At 52.3% G+C, this 20,582-nt stretch carries 19 protein-coding genes; 5 read left to right on the plus strand and 14 right to left on the minus strand.

Annotated features, from left to right (window positions below):
* Window positions 1-53: 53 nt before the first annotated feature.
* From ACG2XO_RS13500 to ACG2XO_RS13535, 8 genes are all read right to left on the minus strand, one after another.
* On the minus strand, window positions 54-365 hold the full coding sequence (locus ACG2XO_RS13500) for a hypothetical protein (protein ID WP_410498513.1): 312 nt from the start codon (window positions 363-365) through the stop codon (window positions 54-56).
* A 300-nt stretch (window positions 366-665) separates the two neighbouring features.
* Window positions 666-2,267, minus strand: coding sequence for an HD domain-containing phosphohydrolase (locus ACG2XO_RS13505; protein WP_410498514.1), 1,602 nt, complete (start codon window positions 2,265-2,267; stop codon window positions 666-668).
* 63 nt (window positions 2,268-2,330) lie between these two features.
* A complete protein-coding gene (locus tag ACG2XO_RS13510; RefSeq protein WP_410498515.1) occupies window positions 2,331-3,101 on the minus strand; it encodes an MBL fold metallo-hydrolase in 771 nt (256 codons plus the stop codon).
* A gap of 3 nt (window positions 3,102-3,104) precedes the next feature.
* Window positions 3,105-3,755, minus strand: a complete 651-nt coding sequence (locus tag ACG2XO_RS13515; RefSeq protein ID WP_410498516.1) for an FHA domain-containing protein — start codon at window positions 3,753-3,755, stop codon at window positions 3,105-3,107.
* A 16-nt stretch (window positions 3,756-3,771) separates the two neighbouring features.
* On the minus strand, window positions 3,772-4,620 hold the full coding sequence (locus ACG2XO_RS13520; RefSeq protein ID WP_410498517.1) for a Stp1/IreP family PP2C-type Ser/Thr phosphatase: 849 nt from the start codon (window positions 4,618-4,620) through the stop codon (window positions 3,772-3,774).
* Between the two features lie 190 nt (window positions 4,621-4,810).
* Entirely contained in the window at window positions 4,811-5,512 is a 702-nt protein-coding gene (gene mtgA / locus ACG2XO_RS13525; RefSeq protein ID WP_410498518.1) for a monofunctional biosynthetic peptidoglycan transglycosylase, read from the minus strand.
* A 64-nt stretch (window positions 5,513-5,576) separates the two neighbouring features.
* Entirely contained in the window at window positions 5,577-6,425 is an 849-nt protein-coding gene (aroE, locus tag ACG2XO_RS13530) for a shikimate dehydrogenase (protein WP_410498519.1), read from the minus strand.
* Window positions 6,426-6,501: 76 nt separating this feature from the next.
* Complete coding sequence (locus ACG2XO_RS13535; protein WP_410498520.1) at window positions 6,502-6,954, minus strand: rhodanese-like domain-containing protein; 453 nt, start codon at window positions 6,952-6,954, stop codon at window positions 6,502-6,504.
* A gap of 285 nt (window positions 6,955-7,239) precedes the next feature.
* Here ACG2XO_RS13535 and glnA point away from each other — a divergent pair, with 285 nt between their 5' ends.
* Window positions 7,240-8,649 carry a type I glutamate--ammonia ligase gene (gene glnA / locus ACG2XO_RS13540; protein ID WP_410498521.1) on the plus strand — a complete coding sequence of 470 codons (1,410 nt, stop codon included), beginning with the start codon at window positions 7,240-7,242 and terminating at the stop codon, window positions 8,647-8,649.
* A 173-nt stretch (window positions 8,650-8,822) separates the two neighbouring features.
* Here the strand turns inward: glnA and kdpE are convergent, their stop codons facing one another.
* The 6 genes from kdpE to kdpF form a co-directional block, all read right to left on the minus strand.
* Window positions 8,823-9,515, minus strand: coding sequence for a two-component system response regulator KdpE (gene kdpE, locus ACG2XO_RS13545; RefSeq protein WP_410498522.1), 693 nt, complete (start codon window positions 9,513-9,515; stop codon window positions 8,823-8,825).
* Window positions 9,512-12,190, minus strand: a complete 2,679-nt coding sequence (locus ACG2XO_RS13550) for a DUF4118 domain-containing protein (RefSeq protein WP_410498523.1) — start codon at window positions 12,188-12,190, stop codon at window positions 9,512-9,514. The genes kdpE and ACG2XO_RS13550 overlap by 4 nt, the downstream gene beginning before the upstream one ends.
* On the minus strand, window positions 12,187-12,771 hold the full coding sequence (gene kdpC / locus ACG2XO_RS13555; RefSeq protein ID WP_410498524.1) for a potassium-transporting ATPase subunit KdpC: 585 nt from the start codon (window positions 12,769-12,771) through the stop codon (window positions 12,187-12,189). The genes ACG2XO_RS13550 and kdpC overlap by 4 nt, the downstream gene beginning before the upstream one ends.
* Window positions 12,772-12,855: 84 nt before the next feature.
* The gene (kdpB, locus tag ACG2XO_RS13560; RefSeq protein WP_410498525.1) at window positions 12,856-14,925 is read right to left on the minus strand and encodes a potassium-transporting ATPase subunit KdpB; all 2,070 of its coding nucleotides are present in this window, start codon (window positions 14,923-14,925) and stop codon (window positions 12,856-12,858) included.
* A gap of 115 nt (window positions 14,926-15,040) precedes the next feature.
* Entirely contained in the window at window positions 15,041-16,831 is a 1,791-nt protein-coding gene (gene kdpA / locus ACG2XO_RS13565) for a potassium-transporting ATPase subunit KdpA (RefSeq protein ID WP_410498526.1), read from the minus strand.
* Window positions 16,832-17,035: a K(+)-transporting ATPase subunit F gene (gene kdpF, locus ACG2XO_RS13570; protein WP_410498527.1), complete on the minus strand. Its 204-nt coding sequence runs from the start codon at window positions 17,033-17,035 to the stop codon at window positions 16,832-16,834. It lies immediately after the preceding gene.
* A gap of 388 nt (window positions 17,036-17,423) precedes the next feature.
* Between kdpF and ACG2XO_RS13575 the strand changes: the two genes are divergently transcribed.
* From ACG2XO_RS13575 to ACG2XO_RS13590, 4 genes are read left to right on the plus strand one after another with little or no spacing between them, the layout of a single operon-like run.
* The gene (locus ACG2XO_RS13575; protein ID WP_410498528.1) at window positions 17,424-18,965 is read left to right on the plus strand and encodes a diguanylate cyclase; all 1,542 of its coding nucleotides are present in this window, start codon (window positions 17,424-17,426) and stop codon (window positions 18,963-18,965) included.
* Between the two features lie 21 nt (window positions 18,966-18,986).
* The gene (locus tag ACG2XO_RS13580) at window positions 18,987-19,625 is read left to right on the plus strand and encodes an HAD family hydrolase (protein ID WP_410498529.1); all 639 of its coding nucleotides are present in this window, start codon (window positions 18,987-18,989) and stop codon (window positions 19,623-19,625) included.
* Window positions 19,622-19,903, plus strand: coding sequence for a SelT/SelW/SelH family protein (locus ACG2XO_RS13585; RefSeq protein ID WP_410498530.1), 282 nt, complete (start codon window positions 19,622-19,624; stop codon window positions 19,901-19,903). Before ACG2XO_RS13580 ends, ACG2XO_RS13585 begins: the two co-directional genes overlap by 4 nt.
* Before the next feature lie 39 nt (window positions 19,904-19,942).
* Window positions 19,943-20,446, plus strand: coding sequence for a DUF4124 domain-containing protein (locus ACG2XO_RS13590; RefSeq protein ID WP_410498531.1), 504 nt, complete (start codon window positions 19,943-19,945; stop codon window positions 20,444-20,446).
* The last annotated feature ends 136 nt before the right edge of the window (window positions 20,447-20,582 follow it).

A 20,582-nucleotide genomic window follows, 5' to 3' on the forward strand; every position in this document is an offset into this window, starting at 1 on the left:
ACGCTATGCCGGGTTATTTGCTTGGAACAGAATACAAAATTGCAGATAGAAACTCAGTGCAAATTTTGTTCGTGATTCAGATTTTGCCCTGGGTTCAAAGTTTGCCAATTCTGAAGTGGCACATTCCGATTAACACGATCACGTGGGTAAATTTCTGCTGGATATGTTTGCATGGTTCCTGTCAGGCCAAAACCTTGCGGCATCAGTGAACCTTCTTTGCGCATACAATTGGTACTGTCGATATAAGACTGCGCAGGAGATCCCTGGCAAAACTCGAATGGGCCACTATTAGTATCTGCCAGAGCAGTTTGGCTGAGCAGCACAACAAACGGTAAACATACCAGCCTTTTTGATAGTTGTTTCATGACAATCACCTCTTTTCATAAAGCCCCTACGAGCCATATTTACGATCAGATATCATTTGCAGAACCCTATACAAGGATCCTACACAAGGTAGCGTATGCTTTTTCGCATCACCCAGGTCAAAAACCATCACAGATTCTTGACAAACGGGGAATTATAATCATCAATCGCCTAGTAAACGATGATAAGCCTAGCGCACCATTTATTACATCCGATTGTCAGCCCAGACTCAGAATATCACTTGACAACACTACCCCTAGCTGGCCGGCCATTAAGCACTACCTGCCAGAAAGCAGAACTTTCTAACAATCCTCAAGCTGCTCTAGCAACCGTGCAACATCAACCTGATCGAGCTGGTGAGCATTCAAGTAGCGCTGGGCATAGTCTAGCCAGACCCCTTCGCGCAGAAAAATTTTAAGCAATTCTTTGTCGACGTGTTGCTCGCATGCCATCCGGGTCAGGATTTGCAAAGCGTTCGATAACTTCATCCCCTCTTTATAAGGTCTATCCTTGGCCGTCAGGGCTTCAAACACGTCGGCAATTCCCATAATCCGTGCCTGAACACTCATCTGTTCACGCTTTAAACCACGCGGATAGCCTTTGCCATCCATGCGTTCATGATGCCCGCCCGCGTATTCCGGCACATTTTTCAAATGATTCGGCCAAGGCAAGGCTTCAAGCATCTGGATGGTGATATCGATGTGCCGGTTGATAATTTCACGTTCACCACGATTGAGCGTTCCTTTGCGAATCGACAGATTATCGCGCTCTTCATCGCTGAGAAACGACACCGGCGCAGCTGGCGAGAACATGGTTTGTCCTGGATGCCAGCGACGTATTGCAATATTGGCAATGCGCTCAACATCGTCATCGCTCATGCTTTCGCCACCGCGATTGGCTTGCCGCAAAAAGTCACGGTCACTAATGAGTTGTTCACACCCGGCTCGATACTCTGCTTCGCTAATCTGCCCTCGCAACAAACTGATTTCCAGATCGCGCAACAAAACTTCAAACCGGGTGTCGATCAACGCAATCCGGTCAAAAATAGTCTGCAGCTTGGTCGCCTTGTCGACCACGTGTACTGGCGTAGTGATTTTGCCGCAATCGTGCAATAAGCCTGCGATTTTCAGCTCGTAGCGATCACGTTCGCTCATTTTAAAACCTGCCAGCTCACCCTCCTCACAGCGGCTGACTGCCTCTGCCAGCATCATCGTCAGCTCAGGTACGCGCTGGCAGTGTCCGCCGGTATAAGGCGATTTATCGTCAATCGCCAGATTGATTAGCTTGATAAAGCCTTCGAACAATTCCTGCAAGGCCATAATCAAACGACGATTGGTCAATGCAATCGCGGCTTGCGAGGCCAGTGATTCAACCAAGTGCTGATCGCTCAAAGTAAAAGCTTCGATTTCATTCTGAGCATTAAGCGCATTGATCAATTGCAATACGCCAATGATATTGCCTTCATGATCACGCATCGGGACGGATAAAAACGATTTGGAGTAATAGCCAAAATGCTGATCAAAACGCTGCGTGCCGGTGAAGTCATATTCATCTTCGTCCGAATAGGCATCCGGAATATTGATGGTGCGAGCTTCATTAACCGCACAGGCAACCACATTGGTCAGATTGGGTTGACCGTCAGCCAGAATCAGCGGAACAGGTGGCAAATGTATGGGAACGCCGCTGCTCCCTCCTTGCGCCAGGCCCAGGCGGGTATTGAGCAGGATTTCAAAATGCAGGCATCCGTCCTTGATCAGATACAAAGTACCGGCATCAGCACGCACCAGATCAATCGTGGCCAGCAAAATACTTTCAACCAGATGCTCGACTTGCGTTTCACCCGACAGAGCTACCCCAATGGCATTCAGTTTATTGAGCTTTAAGTTAAATTCTTGCTCGTTCATGATACCCACCCAGGGTTATTCAATACAGACATTGCACCATAATAACAAGCGGGATATACCCCGTTAAAACTCAATCATCTCGCCTTGTAATAGACGACGAATCGGGTGTAATTGATCCAGTTGCAAGACTTCCCGGATGGTCAACTCGCTATCAGCAGGCTTGAGGTGGGTAATCAGAATTTGTGCACTGCCATGCCAGTGGGCGAGTTGCTCGGCCAATGTGCTGGGACATAAATGCTTGGCAGCATCGGCAATTGCATGTTCTTTATCAGCAAATGCCGTTTCGATGATCAGTGCTTTGAGGTTTTTAACCCGATTGACCGCTTGCCAGAACTCAGCTCCACCTGTGGTATCACCACTAAAAACTACGGCGCCCTGAGCGGACTCCAGCAAAAAGGCGACTGCCGGCACGGTATGAATAGCCGGAATCGGCGTGATGGTGACATCAGCAATTGTTTTGGCTTCACCGAGCTCATGAGGAACAAAAATCAGGCATGGCTGCTGCGCATTGGGGATCACGGAAAAATCGGGCCAGATGAGCCAGTTAAAAATATGTTTGCGCAGCACCTCGATGGTCTGCGCAGTCGCATGGACATAAACCGCTTTATTGCGCGAACCGATGACGGTATCGAGCAATAGCGGCAAACAGGCAATGTGATCAAGATGCGAATGAGTCAAAAAGACATGGTCGATTTGCAGTAATTCTTCATGCAGCAAATCGCCAACGCCCGTACCTGCGTCAAGCAGGATGTGCTGATTCAACAGAAATGACGTCGTTCGGTTTTCACCACCGATCCCGCCACTACAACCCAGTACGCGCAATTGACAGGTCATGGATTACCTAAAGAAAAATGCCATTCGAATCCCCATCACTTCGATCAGGTCTTCTTCCAGCAGCAACTGGGGTTGATCAGAGATTTCGCGTGAATTAACCAGCGGCCGTTGTTCACCCTCAAGATGGGAAATGTAATACCCATTTTCCCGCTTCATAAAAACGACCACATTCGAACCCGCTTTACCCAGTGAAGTCAGTGGTTTATTCAGAATCAATTCGCGCCCGGCATTACTGCCTGTCAGAACACGTACCACCGCGACAGGACCTTGCGTGAGCGCGCTTGCCTGAGCAGGCTTAAGCTCAGCCGAAATCGGGCTTGTTTCATCTATATTATTTTCAAATTCGGCCTGCTTTGCCGCAGCGACCGAGTCACGCCAGAAGGTGATCTGGAGTTTGCCAATACTGAGTTCATCGCCGCTTTTGAGCGCATGCCGGGTAATTTTTTCACCATTAACCCGAGTACCGTTGGTACTTTTCATATCTTCGACAAAATAAATCGAGCCAACAACTTCAATAATGGCATGTAAACCGGATACCGACAGATGATCCACCTGGATATCATTATTCGCTCTGCGCCCTATCGAGGTGCGCGGCTGGGTTAATTGCACTTCCCTGAGCGCTTGGCCATCCAGGCTAAGAAATAATTTTGCCATTAGCTAAGCCACTCCATTACATCGGCCATGATGCCCTGCGGCCAAACAGTCCAGTCAATTTACTCCAGCTACCTTCATCCACTTTGAAGTCACGATTCACTTTGACGAGAACCAGCGAAATATTATCCCGCCCACCGGCTGCATTGGCCTGGTCGACCAGCAGATTGCAGGCGTTGGAAATTTGCTGTTTTGACAGGGCAATTAATTGTGCCAAGGCTTGATCCGGCAGCATATCGCTTAAACCATCCGAGCAGAAGAGATACACATCATCGACTTCAACGGCATATTCGTGCAACTCGGTTTGCACCGCCAAATCGATCCCGACGGCCCGCGTCACCAGATTTTTATGCGGCGCATATTGCGCTTCTTCCGGAGTAATCAGCCCGGCATCGATCTGCTCTTGCAGTAGCGAGTGATCACGACTGAGCTGGACAAATTCATCGCCCCGCAAACGGTAAACCCGCGAATCACCGACATGGGCAATTGCCAGAAAGTTGTTATAAAACAAACCGGAAATCAGCGTTGTTCCCATACCGAGACATTGCGGATGCTCCTGGGCAGTCCGGTAAATCATTTCGTTGGCACGATCAAACGCCAAGAGCAGCATTTCATGCGCAACCGGCCATAAGCTGCCCGAATTTTTGATATGCGGCGGCGTACTCATAATTTGTGCGCGCATCAACTCAGCCGTAGCATTCACCGCAATCGAGCTGGCAACTTCACCCGCGTTATACCCGCCCATGCCGTCGGCCAGCACCACCAAGCCCAGCTCTGGCTCGAAAAAAATAGCATCTTCATTATGTTCGCGCACCTGCCCCGTATCGGTGCGCCCCGCCATTTCCAGCATGGCAGCCAAATTTTGCATATCAGTCCCTTAAATTACCAGCTGGCCGGATCATGCCTTCTGCACGATGGCCGGTTTGGAAAAGACGCCAAATTCCATAGAAGGACTTTATGATAATCAGTTATTCAGTCAATTAGATTTTGATTATGCTTTTTAGGGACAGCGCCCGCCATTTTGGGTTGATTACGATACAACTTCGGATAACCACACATCATGGTATATCGGCATACGCCATGCGCCGGCGGATAATGCCCGTTTTTCGCAGCAAACGACGATCCTGTCGATTCTTATCAAAATAGCGCGGATTGGTGACCATGGAGGCCAGCTTGGCCGATTGTCCGACGCTTAAACGAGCCGCACTGGTTTTATAATAATGCTGCGCAGCAGCCTGTGCACCGAACACGCCATTGCCCCATTCGATGACATTCAAATACACCTCGAAAATCCGGCGCTTATCCCATAGCGTTTCGATCATCACCGTCAGAATCGCTTCTTCGACTTTGCGCAGCGGATTGCGACTACCCGATAAAAACAGGTTTTTGGCCAATTGCTGGCTGATCGTCGAGCCACCAGCGACAATCCGCCCTTTTTTGATATTTTTTTCCCACGCGGTTTGCATCCCTTCCCAATCAAAACCTTCGTGATCAAGAAATTTGGCATCTTCAGATGCCACCAGCGCGCGCTTCAGATTGGGAGAAATTTTATTGTAATCAACCCATTCAAATTCCAGTTGCGCCGCCGGATCTTCCGCCTGCAGACGCTCAAGCTGCGCATTCATAAACGCCGTATCGCTCGGATTAATCCAGCGCCACGCGACAATATGCAGCAACATCCATAGATTCCAGACCACAAACAAGGTCAGCAGCAATAACACGCCACGGCCAATCCAAGCCATCAAACTCACTTTCTTCATTCTTTTCAAACCAGGGGTATATCTATCAAGACAAATACAGGATTAATCCACAGAGCAATACCCATCAAAGCTGCTCGCGCATCCATACCAATACGGGCTCAACATCAGGGCGTAATTCGGTCCAAAGATGAAAAGCTTCGGCGGCCTGCCCGACCAGCATGCCCAAGCCGTCAACGCGCAGCACAACGCCCGCTTCACGCGCCTGCGCCAGAAACGGCGTTTCATCTTTGCCATACATCATGTCGTAAGCCAGCGCGCCGGGCGCGAAAACCGAATTGGATATTGGCAAGCGCTCGCCGCCAAGGCTGGCTGAAGTGGCATTGATAATCAGGTCAAACTGCCCAGCAATAGCACCATATTCGCAGGCTTGCAGCAAGATCGTGGTATTGGCTTGAAAATGTTCAACCAGCTGACTCGCCCTGGATAAAGTACGATTTGCCAAAGTCAGGCTGGCCGGCTGCTGTGCCAACAGAGGGAGTATTACGCCGCGCGCCGCGCCACCAGCTCCCAGCAGCAAGATACGCCGTCCCCGTATCTCGACATGGCGCAACACATCGGCGACCAGACCTGCGCCGTCGGTATTGTCGCCCAGCCAGGAATCGTCGGCTTGAAGCTGCAAAGTATTCACCGCACCCGCAGCTTGCGCGCGCGCGGTCAACAGATTGGCTAACCGGAAAGCGTCTTCTTTAAACGGGACGGTCACATTCGCGCCACGGCCACCGCTTGCGGCAAATTGCGCCACACTGGCAGCAAAACCATCGACGGGAGCGAGCAAACGATCATAACAAAACCCGGCAAGCGCCGGATTACCTGCAAACTGCGCTGCAAACAAGGCATGGATTTGCGGCGATTTGGAATGGGCAATCGGGTTGCCAATCACAACATAGCTCGGGCTAGCGGTCGGTTCAGTCATAGTGCAGCACAAATAAAAAAGTGAGGCGTAGTTTACACCGACGCCCCACTCCTTACACCCCACATTCAATCAATGTTTAGCCTTGCTTCCACGGCAAACCGGCGACTTTCCAGCCATTTTTGCTGCTACGGTGCTCATTCGCGTCTTTATCGCCCTCAAAGCCTTCCAGAATATTCATCGCGGCGGTGTAACCATGCTGCGCAGCCAACATCGCCGCGTCGTGCGAGCGCGCGCCGGAGCGACACAAAAACATCACCACAGCTTCCGGATCAACCTGAGTTTTAAGCTGAGTTAGGAAGTTGGGATTGTTCGCCATTCCCGGATAGCTTTTCCACTCGATCAGCTCAGCATCCGGCACGATACCGACCCATTGCCATTCAGCACTGGTGCGCACATCGACGATGTGTACGGCAGACAAGGACTGAAATAAAGTCCAGGCTTCGCTCGGCGTCACGGCACCTGCATACGCTAGACCCTGGCTTTGGGCACGTGAGCGTGCGGTTTGTAAAATTTCATTAGCTTGACTCATTGCGTGATTCCTCGATCTTGAAATGCAGTTTGAACTTATAGATGCGCTTAGTTTACCGCTTTCCACACGACAACCAAATTGCACCAATTTGGTGCAGTTTTTTAATGGACGCACCGAGATTGAGCACACCTAAGAAGCATGCGCGAACGCAAATACTTGTGGCACAATAGCTGTTAGTCGTTATATCGCTTGGCACGGTTCATGCTTATACCAAAGCCGTCCAGTGCTGAACGCACCCACATTTAAGAACCACTTTAGTTTAACTGTCCAACTAGGAGCGACAACATGGCTGTAGCCGACGTTCTCAAGCTTATCAAAGATAACGACATTCGTTTCGTTGACTTGCGTTTCACCGACACTATCGGTAAAGAGCAGCACGTAACTGTACCTTCACACGTAGTTGACGAAGAATGGTTCGAAAACGGCCACGCTTTCGATGGTTCATCGATTGCCGGCTGGAAAGGCATTCAAGCTTCAGACATGCTGTTGTTGCCAGATGCATCAACTGCCAACATCGACCCATTCTTTGATGAACCAACCCTGTTCATCACTTGTGACGTGGTTGAGCCAGCAACTGGTAAAGGTTACGACCGCGATCCACGCTCTTTGGCAAAACGCGCTGAAGCCTACCTGAAAACTTCAGGTATTGGTGACACGGCTTACTTCGGTCCAGAGCCAGAATTCTTCATTTTCGACAACATCCGCTGGAACACTGACTTGTCAGGTACTTTCGTTAAGATCGGTTCTGACGAAGGCGCTTGGGCTTCTGCTGACGAAACTGCGGGCGGCAACCTGGGTCACCGTCCACGCGTTAAAGGCGGCTACTTCCCAGTTCCTCCAGTTGACAGCCACCAAGACATCCGCGCAACGATGGTTATCGTGCTCGAAGAACTGGGCGTGCCAGTTGAAGTATTCCACCACGAAGTAGCCAATGCTGGTCAAAACGAGATCGGTACTAAATTCTCTACTTTGACTCAACGTGCTGACTGGACTCAGATCCTGAAATACGTTGTACACAACGTTGCTGCCCAATACGGCAAGACTGCTACGTTCATGCCAAAACCAATCGTTGGCGACAACGGCTCAGGCATGCACGTTCACCAGTCTATCTGGAAAGACGGCAAAAACTTGTTCGCAGGTAACGGCTACGCTGGCCTGTCTGAAACTGCCCTGTTCTACATCGGCGGTATCATCAAGCACGCTAAAGCACTGAACGCGATCACTAACCCAGGCACGAACTCATACCGTCGTCTGGTTCCTCACTTCGAAGCACCAGTTAAACTGGCTTACTCAGCGAAGAACCGTTCTGCGTCGATCCGTATTCCTCACGTAGCGTCTGACAAAGGCCGTCGTATCGAAGCGCGTTTCCCAGATCCATTGGCTAACCCATACCTGTGCTTCGCTGCATTGTTGATGGCTGGTCTGGATGGTATCCAGAACAAGATCCACCCAGGCGATCCAGCTGACAAGAACCTGTACGACTTGCCACCAGAAGAAGACAAACTGATCCCTACAGTTTGCGCGTCTCTGGACGAAGCACTGGCAGCACTCGATGCAGACCGCGAGTTCCTGACTCGTGGCGGCGTATTCACTAATGAGTGGATCGACAGCTACATCGAACTGAAAATGAACGACGTAACTCGTTCACGCATGAACGTGCACCCAGTTGAATTCGATATGTACTATTCATTGTAATTTTTCAGCCTGCCTGGCAGGCTAGGAATTACACAAAACCCGCATCCAGCCTGGCTGGTGCGGGTTTTTTATTGGTTTGCAATCGACTAATTTCAATACTTTCTTCGCTGACGTTTTTCAGCTCAGTCAGATAATGTTAGTTTGGGTGATCCTATCTGAAACGCTCCAGCAGCTCAGGCGACCAGCCGATAACCGATTCCGGTTTCGGTAATCAGGTATTTCGGCAAGGCCGGATCGGCTTCGAGTTTCTGGCGCAAATGTCCCATATAAACGCGCAAATACTGGCTCGATTCGCTGTGGTTCGGCCCCCAGACTTCGCGCAATAATTCACGGTGCGTCAATACTTTGCCCGCGTGTCGGATCAAGGTCGTTAGCAGACGGTATTCGATGGGAGTCAAGTGTATTGCTTGCTCCTGGCGATATACCTGCCGCTGTATCAGATCAACGCGGACATCGCCAAAGCCAAAATTTTGTACATTGCGCGCGCTGCGCCCTGCATGACGCCGCAGCAAGACGCGAATCCGCGCCAGACATTCGTCGACGCCAAACGGCTTGGTCAGATAATCATCGGCGCCCGCGTCGAGCGCGGCGACTTTTTCACTTTCGTGTGCGCGCGCTGACAAAACCAGAATCGGAATATCGGTCCAGTCGCGTAGCTGGCGGATCACTTCCAGCCCGTCCAGATCGGGCAGCCCCAGATCCAGAATCACCAGATCAGGCTTGCGACTGGCGACGGCCATCAAACCACGTGAGCCGGTTTCCGCCTCAAATACATTCATGCCATTTAATTCAAGCGAGGTATGCAGAAAACGGCGGATCGGGGCGTCGTCTTCGATCAAAATAATGGTCGCGGATTGTTCGTTCATTCGGTTTCTGCCCGGATTGTCGGCGGTGTACCACGTGGCAAGGTGAAGCTGAATTCTGCGCCGTGCGGGCTTAAATTACGAGCCTGAATCTGCCCGCCATGCGCGGCAATAATGGTGCGGCAGATCGCCAGCCCCAGCCCTACTCCCGGGGTCGCCGATTCATTGACGCCACGGGTGAATTTTTCAAACAGCTTTGACACCGTTCCAGCCGGCAGACCGGGGCCGTTATCGCTAACCAGCACAGTCACAAATTGCTCGCCGACCTGTGCGCTGATGCCAATTTCGCTTTGCGCTGGCGTATATTTGGCTGCATTTTCCAGCAAATTAACCAGCACGCGTTCGATCAGGACGGCATCGTATTCGAGCAAGGGCAAATCGCCCGGCAAGTCGACACGCAAATGATGCGAAACCAGTGCCGCCCCACATTCGCGCACGGCACTGCCGATGACTTCTTCGAGCACCTGCCATTCCATATGCAAAGTCACACCCGATTGCAATTTGGCCATGTCGAGCAGATTGATCACCAGAGAGTGCATCCGTTGCGCCTCGTGGTTGAGCGACAGCAGCGCCGATTGCTGCTCTGTTTCGCCGAGCTTGCCCGAGCGCAGCAGGCTGATCATGCCGATCAGCGTGGTCAGTGGCGTGCGCAAATCGTGCGAAACGGTTGAAAGCACGCTATTGCGCAGCCTTTCGGTTTCCATTGCGACAATCGCATCCTGTGCGACTTCGACGTAATGCACACGCTCTAGCGAGAGTGCGATCTGGCTGGCACACGTTTCGAGCAAACGTTGCTGCTCCGGGCTGCCGATCAGCGCGTTGTCTTTCGGAATCAAAGCCAGCACGCCGCGCAGGCGCATCGGCGCCTTGAGCGGGATATACAGTGCCTTGGCGGCAGGCAAGGTTTGTGTCCCCAAACCCGCCATCTGGTCGCGGTCAAACACCCACTGCGCCAGACCCAGATCAAAATTCTGTAAATCACCGGCTGGTAACAACTGATCGCTGGCATCAGGCAGCAAAATCAAAATTTGCGCATCGAACAGCTCTTCCAGTCGGCGCACACCCATTTCGACCACACTGCTCGCTGTCAGTGCACCTGCAAGTTCGCGTCCCAGCTCGTACAGCGCCCGTGTGCGCCGTTCACGATAGGTCGCGACTTGCGCTTCAAACCGCAACCGGGATGCTAGCTGGCTGATAATCATTGCAACGACCAGCATCAGCGCAAAGGTAAACAGATACTGGGTATCACCCACAGTGAGTGATAGTTTGGGCGCAACAAAGAACAAATCGAATGACAATACACTCAGAATCGACGCGGCGATCCCAGGGCCCCGCCCGTAACGGATCGCTACCAGTACGACGGTCAGCAAATAAACGATCACGACGTTGGCCAGATCAAATACATTGAGCAAAGCGGCAGCAACGCCCGTTGTTAGCGCACACGCCGCCAATGCGATCAAGTAAGAACGCCATTCGATACGGTCGGCTTCGGCACTGAAAAATAGCCGGGGGGGAGCTTTAGCTGGCAGCTCCTTGCTTTCGTGCGCAACGACATACACATCGACATCTTGCGCCAGTTGCGCCAGTTGCTCGGAGAGCGGTACCTGCCACAGGCGTGAAATTCCGCTGCGCAACGATTTGCCGACGACCAGTTTGGACACATTGCGGCTGCGCGCGTAAGCCAGCAAAGTCTTCGGCAAATCGGCACCAGCGAGCACGCTGGTTTCGGCGCCAAACTCCTGCGCCAGACGCAAACTGGCCAGAATACGTTGCCGGTATTGCGCTGCCTTCCTTTGTAGTACTGGCGTTTCGACGTATACCGCCAATAAATCTGCATGCAGACTACTGGCCAGACGCGAAGCACTGCGGATCAGTTTTTCGGCATCGGGGCCGGGGCTGACACAAACAAGCAAACGCTCGCGCGTTTGCCAGACCGGGGCAATCGCCTGATCAGCACGATAAGCGCGCATTTGCGCGTCGACCCGATCAGCGGTGCGGCGCAAAGCCAGTTCGCGCAGCGCAAGCAAATTGCCTTTGCGGAAAAAATGCTCGGCGGCACGATGCGCCTGTTCACCCAGATAGACCTTGCCGGCAGCCAGCCTATCGAGCAATTCCTCGGGCGGCAAATCAACCAGCGTGACCTCGTTGGCCAGATCAAACATATGATCGGGCACCGTTTCGCGCACGACGATGCCGGTGATCTGGCCAACGATGTCGTTCAGGCTTTCCAGATGCTGGACATTGAGCGTCGTATAAACGTCGATCCCGGCAGCCAGCAACTCTTCGACATCCTGCCAGCGTTTCGGGTGACTGCAGCCTTCCAGATTCGAGTGCGCAAATTCATCGATCAAGATCAGGCTGGGCCGGCGCAGCAAGGCTTGTGGCAAATCGAATTCGGGTAACACGCGGCCACGGTAATTGATTTGCTGCGGCGGCAGGATTTCTAGTCCGGCCAGCAAAGCCTGAGTTTCACTGCGGCCGTGCGTTTCGACCACGCCGACGACCACTTCAACGCCTTCGCGCAGGCGGGCGTGTGCTGCGTTGAGCATCGCATAGGTTTTGCCTACGCCGGCACACGCGCCAAAAAAAATTTTCAGCTTGCCGCGCTGTGCTACGCTTTCTTCGCGTTGCAACTCAGCGAGCAAGGCATCGGGGTCGGGACGTGGTACTTCCATCATTTTTTCGTCTTCTCAATCTGATCCAGAGCCAGATTCAATTGCAGGACATTGACACTTGCTTCGCCCAGTATGCCCCACTGTTTGCCACTCGTCGCCTGCGTGATCAGTTCGCTGATCTGATCAGAGCTCAGCTGGCGCGCCTTGGCCACGCGGTTAAGCTGATACTGCGCTGCTGCCGGGCTGATGTGCGGATCAAGCCCGCTGGCCGACGCCGTGACCAGATCCTGCGGCACTGCGCCGGTTTGGTCGGGGTGAGCGGCTTTTAACGCTGCGACGCGTCCTTTGACGGTATCCAGAAAAACCGGATTGGTCGGCCCCAGATTCGATCCGCTGGACGCCGAGCCGTTATATGCCATCGGCCCGGTCGCCGATGGACGCGACCAGAAATATTTCGGGTCAGTAAACGACTGACCGATCAGGCTTGAGCCGACGAGCTGACCATTGCGTAAAATCAGGCTGCCATCGGCCTGCTGTGGAAACAAAGCTTTGGCCAGTCCGGTCGTGACCAGCGGATAAGCAACGCCGGTCACCAGCGTGAGTAATACAAAAATCGTGATTGCGGGGCGAAGTTGTTGCAACATGGTTTTTTCCCTTACTTGCGATGCCGGCATGCTGGCATGCCGGCCATTGATTCAAATATACCAACATGGGTATATCAACAGACGCTATACCAGGCCTAATACACCGAGCAATACATCGATAATTTTAATTCCAACAAAAGGCACCAGCAAACCACCCAGACCGTAAACCAGCAGATTGCTGCGCAGCAATTGCGCCGCGCTTTGCGCCTTGTAGCTCACCCCTTTAAGTGCGAGCGGAATCAGCACGACAATGATCAGCGCGTTAAAAATCACCGCCGACATAATCGCCGACGACGGCGTGTGCAGCCCCATCACATTCAGCGTATTGAGCTGCGGATACGTCGACGCAAATGCCGCCGGGATGATCGCAAAGTATTTCGCGACGTCATTGGCGACCGAAAAAGTCGTCAGCGAGCCGCGCGTCATCAGCATCTGTTTGCCGATCTCGACGATCTCGATCAATTTGGTCGGATTCGAATCCAGATCGACCATATTGCCGGCTTCCTTGGCCGCTTGCGTACCGGTATTCATCGCGACTGCCACATCGGCTTGCGCCAGCGCCGGCGCGTCGTTGGTGCCGTCGCCGGTCATCGCGACGAGTTTGCCCTCGCCCTGATTCTGGCGAATCAAGGCCAGCTTGGCTTCGGGCGTCGCTTCGGCGAGAAAATCGTCGACGCCCGCTTCGGCAGCAATCGCAGCGGCGGTCAGTGGGTTATCACCGGTGATCATCACCGTTTTAATGCCCATGCTACGCAACTCGGCAAAACGCTCCTTGATGCCGCCTTTGACAATGTCTTTGAGCTCGATCACACCGAGGACACGGTGGTTTTCCGCGACCAGCAAAGGCGTTGCGCCACGGCGTGCAACTTCGTCGGCCTGACGGCTGACTTCTTCGGGAAACACACCGCCCGCGTCGATCACATAGCGACGAATCGCTTCAGCTGCGCCTTTGCGGATTTCACGCTGATCGTAATTGACGCCGCTCATCCGCGTTTGCGCAGTGAACGGAATAAATTCGACTTCATGACTGAGTAAGGTACGCTCGCGGATATTGAATTTTTCTTTCGCCAGCACGACGACACTACGACCTTCCGGCGTTTCATCGGCCAATGAAGCAAATTGCGCGGCATCGGCCAGTTGCACTTCACTCACACCTGGTGCCGGGATGAATTTCACCGCCTGACGGTTACCAAAAGTGATCGTTCCGGTTTTGTCGAGCAGTAATACGTCAACGTCACCGGCGGCTTCAACGGCACGGCCCGACGTCGCAATCACATTCGCGCCGAGCATACGGCTCATGCCGGCAACACCAATGGCCGACAACAGGCCACCAATCGTCGTTGGGATCAGACACACCAGCAGCGCAACCAGCACGGTAATTGACACTGGCGTGCCAGAGCCAGCAACAGCGACACTAAATTGCGAGAAAGGCAGCAAGGTCGCAGTCACAATCAGAAAAACAATCGTCAGTGCCACGAGCAAAATCGTCAGCGCGATTTCATTCGGTGTTTTCTGGCGTTTGGCGCCTTCGACCATCGCAATCATCCGGTCGAGAAAAGCCTCACCCGGATTGACGGTGACGCGTACGACGATCCAGTCCGACAACACACGCGTACCGCCAGTGACGGCCGAAAAATCGCCACCCGCTTCGCGAATCACCGGCGCTGATTCACCGGTAATCGCCGATTCATCAACCGAAGCAACGCCTTCCAGAATTTCGCCATCGGCCGGAATCACATCGCCAGCATTGACCAGCACAATATCGCCTTTACGCAAACTGGCGCTATCGGAAATTTCCTGTGGTGCAGTGTGCGAGGCGGATTTGAGCTTGCGCGCCAGCACGTTTTTCTTGGTGCTGCGCAAGCTGGCCGCCTGTGCCTTGCTGCGACCTTCGGCCAGCGCCTCGGCAAAATTGGCAAACAGCACGGTAAACCACAACCAAGCCGCCACCGCCCCGATAAAGCCGGTCGGCGCTTCGCCTTGGCCAAACAGCGCCTGGCCAAATAACAGCGTGGTGAGAATTGCGCCGATATACACGACAAACATCACCGGATTGCGCCATTGCACTTGCGGCGACAGTTTGCTGAACGACGCCCAGATGGCCGGTTTCATCAGTGCCGGATCAAGCAATGATAGTTTTTTGTTGCTCATCATAATTCCTTAATAAGCTCTATGGGTATATGGATAAAGCCATTTACTACAATGGCGAATCAACACATACCAGGCAGGGTATCTTGTTTGCCTCGGTCCAAAACCGAGGCGATATCAATCAATGAGCAATCATTTGCAGCTGCTCAACAATCGGCCCTAACGCCAGCGCAGGGATATAGTTCAGCATCCCGACCAGCAACACCGCACCAAGCAACAGCACGACAAACAGCGGACCATGCGTCGGCAAAGTGCCGGCATTGGCGTTCAGTCTGGGCTTCGCCGCCAGTGCACCGGCCATCGCCAACACCGGAACGATGATGGCAAAACGGCCAAACCACATCGCGATACCCAACAGGATGTTGTAGAAAGGCGTGTTGGCCGACAAACCGGCAAATGCCGAGCCATTGTTATTGGCTGCGCTCGACAAGGCGTACAGCACTTCGCTAAAACCATGCGAACCTGGATTGAAAATACCGGCACGGCCTGCCGTGGTGCTAACCGCAATCGCCGTTCCGAGCAAGACCAGCAGTGGCGTCACCAGAATCACCAGCGCGGTCATTTTCATCTCGAATGATTCGATTTTCTTGCCGAGATATTCCGGCGTACGCCCGACCATCAAGCCAGCAATAAAAACCGCCAGCAGTGCAAAAACCAGCATGCCGTACAGACCCGAGCCTACGCCGCCAAATACCACTTCACCCAGCTGTATCAGCAAAGTCGGCACCATGCCACCGAGCGGCGTTAATGAGTCGTGCATCGCATTGACCGCGCCGCACGATGCCGCCGTAGTAATGGTTGCAAACAAACTGCTCGCCACGATACCGAACCGTGTTTCCTTGCCTTCCAGATTGGCGACTGAATCGATTCCCAGTTTGCCAAATGCCGGATTACCTGCGATTTCAGCGCTAACCAGCACACCGTAAGCGATGACGAATAGCACGCTCATCGCTGCCAGAATCGCCCAGCCTTGGCGTTTATCACCGACCATTTGGCCAAAGGTGAAACACAGCGCGGCAGGGATCAGGAAAATCGCCAGCATTTGAATCAGATTGGCCAGCGGCGTCGGGTTTTCAAACGGATGCGCCGAATTGGCATTAAAGAAGCCGCCGCCATTAGTGCCGAGCATCTTGATCGCTTCTTGCGATGCGACTGGCCCCATTGCCAAGAGTTGGGTCTGTGTATTGACCGTGTCCATCACCGGCTGGCCTTTGTCGTCTTTGACCGCATTGCCGGCACTATCGAGCTTGGGCTGCTGGTAGCTGTTGCTGTCCAGCGTTTGCACTTCCTGGTAGGGCTTAAAGTTCTGAATCACGCCCTGCCCGACCAGCAGCAAGGCAATCACCAAAGCAATCGGAACCAGGACATACAGCGTAATGCGAGTCAGATCGGCCCAGACGTTGCCGATAGTCGCACTTTTCCGCGAACTGTTTTTGAAGCCACGGATCAACGCAATCGCGACAACAATCCCGCTGGCAGCCGACAAGAAGTTTTGTACTGTGAGCCCGAGCATCTGCGTCAGATAGCTCATCGTCGATTCGCCTGCGTAACCTTGCCAGTTGGTGTTGGTCACAAAGGAAATCGCGGTATTGAGTGCCGAATCTGTCGATACCGCGGCCATACCTTGCGGATTGAGTGGCAGTACAAATTGCAGACGTTGCAAGGCGTAAACGGCCAAAACACCAATTATGTTAAACAGCAGTAAACCTATCGCATAAGCGCGCCAGTTTTGCTCGTTTTCGGCCTTGACGCCTGCCAACCGATAAAAGCCCTGCTCCAGCGGTTTGAGCCAACGTAAAAACAGCGGTAAATCACCCGCCATCACCCGGCTAATCAAATGACCCAGTGGCCAGGCCAGAACCAGCAGCAGCGACAAATAGATCGCCAGCTGCATCAGTGCATTGGTATTCATTTAAAAGCGCTCCGGTTTGAATAAAGCATAAAAAAGATAAATCAGTAACAACACAAGCAGACCGGCTGCAATCCATGCAAATGCGTTCATGACTGACCTCCGCTGCGCGCACACAGCTGCAACAGCAATCCAGCCACTTGCACTGCAAACAATATTAAATATCCAATATCCGACATTGATTTCTCCTGAAAGCAAATTGCTCACGCTGCAACTGTAAGAATTCAGGGCTAAAGTTGGTGCAAATTTAAAGCAAGTTCGTATAAAAATAGTGTAAAGACCGTATAAAAATCGTTATCTTTATTCGGTTTTAATATGGAAACGAAATAATTTTGCACTGTTTTTGCGGTGCAATTTCGAGCAAGCAACAGACCGCATGGTGGCATGGGCTGGGGGGAGTTGATTCAGACAAGTCACTGAAAAATCGATCATTTTGCTCAAAATAGTCTTGCTCAGGAGACAGTTTGACAGCGATTCGTGCCACTACCCCAAACCCGATTGATTTTCTCGGCAAGCCGACCAACAATGAAATCGGTGCTGCAATAAACACGCACAATTCATTCAAACCAGGCCGAATCGGCGACAAAGACTCTTGATGATGACAAACCGGCCAGCACGGCAAGCTGCGATATTAATGCTGATGTATATCGCAGCGGGCTTTTCCAGTATTGCGCTGGGCAGTCTGAATGGCGGCAATCTGGCGGCAATCTGGCTGGCTGCAGGCATCGGCCTGATCATCATGCTGCAAACCGGAAAACTGGCGCCCTATCTGGTGATGAGCGCCAGTTTTATCGTCAATGCACCATTGATCATTTCGCATACCGCAGCAGGTTTGCAGCTTGCTTTGCTGGCCTCTGTTGCCAGCGCGGGTGTCGATGCCTTGCAATCGGCACTGGCGGCCAAGCATTTTCGTCAGTTAAAAGCCCTTCATCCAGATTCGGTCTGGCCTACTCCCACTTTGCTGCCGATGTATCTGATCAAGGTAGCGCTTATACCGATTGCCCTGACGGTGCCAATGCTGATTGGCATCCAGTACGGCGCAGGGTTGATGCATCACCACAACGCAGTGGAAATTTTCCGCAGCCTGATCTCACTGCTCCTTAGCGATCTGGCTGGCATCATGCTGATTGTCCCTTTGTATCAAAGCTGGCAATCGAATCGACTCTGGAGCACCTTCAAGCAAATCTGGATTCCGCTGCTGATACTCGTGGCTTTGCTGATCGGTGCCTTGCTGTTTTATCGTTACCTGATGGCGCTTGTTTTACCCGTTTTGCTTTATCTTGCCATCCGTTATCAACAAACCGGCGTCAGTATTGCCCTGCTGATGCTGACCGAGTTATGTATGGTTGGAACCGCTTTGGGTTATGGCTTGTTTGCCGATCCGTCGACACTGTGGGCTTTTCTGAATGTGCAACTCTTCATCTTTGCACTGATGCTGACCATGCAATATCTGGCCAGCATGCAGGCAGCACTGAAACATCAGCACAAGGAAATGCGCAAAGCACTCAATCAGCGCTCGGAAGAACTGATTTTTGCCAATGAACGGCTGCTGGAATTGGCCACAACCGATGATTTGACACAGGTTCCAAACCGGCGGGAATGGCAGCGCCGCTGTGCCGAGGCCATCGTTCGTACCCGGCGCTATCACCAGCCAATGTCGATCATCATGCTCGATATTGATTACTTTAAAAAGGTCAATGACCAGTACGGGCATCTGGCTGGTGATCTGGTCTTGAAGCGGATCAGCCAGCTTTGCGTACAACGCTTGCGCTCGATTGATACGTTTGCCCGCTGGGGCGGTGAGGAGTTCGTCGTTTTATTACCGGAAACTGATCAAGTTCATGCGGCACTGGTTGCGGAAAAATTGCGAAAAACCGTCGAAGCCCAACACATCATGATTGATAATCACACGGAAATCATTGTCACGATCAGTCTTGGCGTCACCTCATTGAGCATGATTGACCTGACTCTGGATGATCTGCTTAGCCGCGCAGACGAAGCGCTGTATGCCGCCAAAGCCGCCGGGCGCAATTGCGTCATCGAATACAGTAATTTGAGCACTCATTACCTCTCTGATCCGAGCGATCCTGCGCCACAAGATACACCCTTGCCGACGCCAAAAACGACAGACTGGTAAAATCACCTAAAATAGCCTTTTTTGGCCGTCCCTCTCATTATGCAAAACATCATCGTTTTTGACTTTGGTGGGGTTCTGTTTGACTGGAACCCTGATTATCTCTACCGCGAACTGATTGCAAACGACGCCGAACGCGCCTTTTTTCTGGAGCAGGTTTGCAATCCGGCCTGGAATATCGAACAGGATAGAGGCCGCAGTTTTGCCGAGGCCATCGCCATCAAATCGGCCGAATTCCCCCACTACGCCGAACAGATTGCTGCGTTTTATCAGCGCTGGCCCGAAACCTTGCGCGGGCTGCTCCCCGAAGGCATGGCACTCTACGAGCGTTTGAAAGCGGCAGGTTATCCGATTTTTGGTTTGACCAACTGGTCGGCCGAAACTTTTCCCTATGCCTGGGAAAAATATCCATTTCTGCACGAAATACAAAACATAGTGGTATCTGGCCATGAGAAAGTCATCAAGCCGGATCCAGCCATATACCACATCATGTATCAACGCATTTGCGCACACTACCCCGATACTTTGGCTGAACAGATTATTTTCATTGATGATTCCGCACTCAATGCCGAAGGCGCACGCCAAGTCGGCTGGCATGGTATCCATCACCGCAGTGCCGAGCAAACCGAACAGACATTACTGGCGATGGGGCTGTCATTTTGAATAAACCAAGAATTACGATCCATTACTGCACCCAGTGCAACTGGATGTTGCGCAGCGCCTGGCTGGCTCAGGAACTTTTGCATACTTTTGCTTTCGAAATCGGTGAAGTCGCACTTCAGCCCGGTACCGGCGGTATTTTTGTCATCCACTGCGATGACGTATTAATCTGGGATCGTCAGCTTGACGGCGGTTTTCCTGAGGCCAAAGCACTTAAACAACGTGTACGCGATCAGATTGCTCCGGAAAAAAATTTGGGGCATTCCGACAAACGTTCATAGACATTTCAAACCTCGTTCAGTCTGTGATACCTTAAGCCAATGTATGCAAAACCGTTTTTCGCCTTATTTCTGAGCTGCGCCAGCATGCTGTGTCTGGCCGACATTTACAAATATGTCGATCAAGATGGCAATGTCACCTTTACCAATACGCCCATCAAAGGGGCGATACGGATCATGTCTGAGCCGGCACCGCGGCGCAGCACCAACACCGAGAGCGAGAACACCACCAGTGTTCGCCCCGTCGCGCCAAGGAATCCGCATGTCTCGGCACCTTCGCCCAATTACTTTCCAAAGGTCGATGCCGCAACACAACGCAGTCGCGATAGTAACCGTCGTCAAATTCTGAATGACGAACTATCCAGCGAGCAGGCGGCCCTCAACACCGCGCGCAAAGCACTGCAGGAAGCCGACAATAATCGCAGTAGCGAAGAAAAAAATAATCCTAAACTTTATCTGGATCGTATATCCCGCCTGCGTGAAACCATCGTGATGCACGAAAAAAACACCGCAGCACTGCAAGCAGAATTATCACGAATGCGCTAAATCGGACTCCCCCAAAACAAAACGCACCATTTTGGTGCGTTTTTTATTCTATACTACGCCCAAGCTTCCTAAAAAGCTGGCCTGAATCTTGCTACGTTCATCGGCAAATCGTTCCACACCCTATCCGCTGCGGAGT

The sequence above is a fragment of the Chitinibacter sp. S2-10 genome, from assembly GCF_046530675.1.
Classification (GTDB): domain Bacteria; phylum Pseudomonadota; class Gammaproteobacteria; order Burkholderiales; family Chitinibacteraceae; genus Chitinibacter.

Excerpts from the sequence above, each read along its gene's own strand:
- ACG2XO_RS13500 (WP_410498513.1), bottom strand. The coding sequence starts at position 365 with ATGAAACAACTATCAAAAAGGCTGGTATGTTTACCGTTTGTTGTGCTG.
- ACG2XO_RS13505 (WP_410498514.1), bottom strand. The coding sequence starts at position 2,267 with ATGAACGAGCAAGAATTTAACTTAAAGCTCAATAAACTGAATGCCATT.
- ACG2XO_RS13510 (WP_410498515.1), bottom strand. The coding sequence starts at position 3,101 with ATGACCTGTCAATTGCGCGTACTGGGTTGTAGTGGCGGGATCGGTGGT.
- ACG2XO_RS13515 (WP_410498516.1), bottom strand. The coding sequence starts at position 3,755 with ATGGCAAAATTATTTCTTAGCCTGGATGGCCAAGCGCTCAGGGAAGTG.
- ACG2XO_RS13520 (WP_410498517.1), bottom strand. The coding sequence starts at position 4,620 with ATGCAAAATTTGGCTGCCATGCTGGAAATGGCGGGGCGCACCGATACG.
- mtgA (WP_410498518.1), bottom strand. The coding sequence starts at position 5,512 with ATGAAGAAAGTGAGTTTGATGGCTTGGATTGGCCGTGGCGTGTTATTG.
- aroE (WP_410498519.1), bottom strand. The coding sequence starts at position 6,425 with ATGACTGAACCGACCGCTAGCCCGAGCTATGTTGTGATTGGCAACCCG.
- ACG2XO_RS13535 (WP_410498520.1), bottom strand. The coding sequence starts at position 6,954 with ATGAGTCAAGCTAATGAAATTTTACAAACCGCACGCTCACGTGCCCAA.
- glnA (WP_410498521.1), top strand. The coding sequence starts at position 7,240 with ATGGCTGTAGCCGACGTTCTCAAGCTTATCAAAGATAACGACATTCGT.
- kdpE (WP_410498522.1), bottom strand. The coding sequence starts at position 9,515 with ATGAACGAACAATCCGCGACCATTATTTTGATCGAAGACGACGCCCCG.
- ACG2XO_RS13550 (WP_410498523.1), bottom strand. The coding sequence starts at position 12,190 with ATGATGGAAGTACCACGTCCCGACCCCGATGCCTTGCTCGCTGAGTTG.
- kdpC (WP_410498524.1), bottom strand. The coding sequence starts at position 12,771 with ATGTTGCAACAACTTCGCCCCGCAATCACGATTTTTGTATTACTCACG.
- kdpB (WP_410498525.1), bottom strand. The coding sequence starts at position 14,925 with ATGATGAGCAACAAAAAACTATCATTGCTTGATCCGGCACTGATGAAA.
- kdpA (WP_410498526.1), bottom strand. The coding sequence starts at position 16,831 with ATGAATACCAATGCACTGATGCAGCTGGCGATCTATTTGTCGCTGCTG.
- ACG2XO_RS13575 (WP_410498528.1), top strand. The coding sequence starts at position 17,424 with ATGATGACAAACCGGCCAGCACGGCAAGCTGCGATATTAATGCTGATG.
- ACG2XO_RS13590 (WP_410498531.1), top strand. The coding sequence starts at position 19,943 with ATGTATGCAAAACCGTTTTTCGCCTTATTTCTGAGCTGCGCCAGCATG.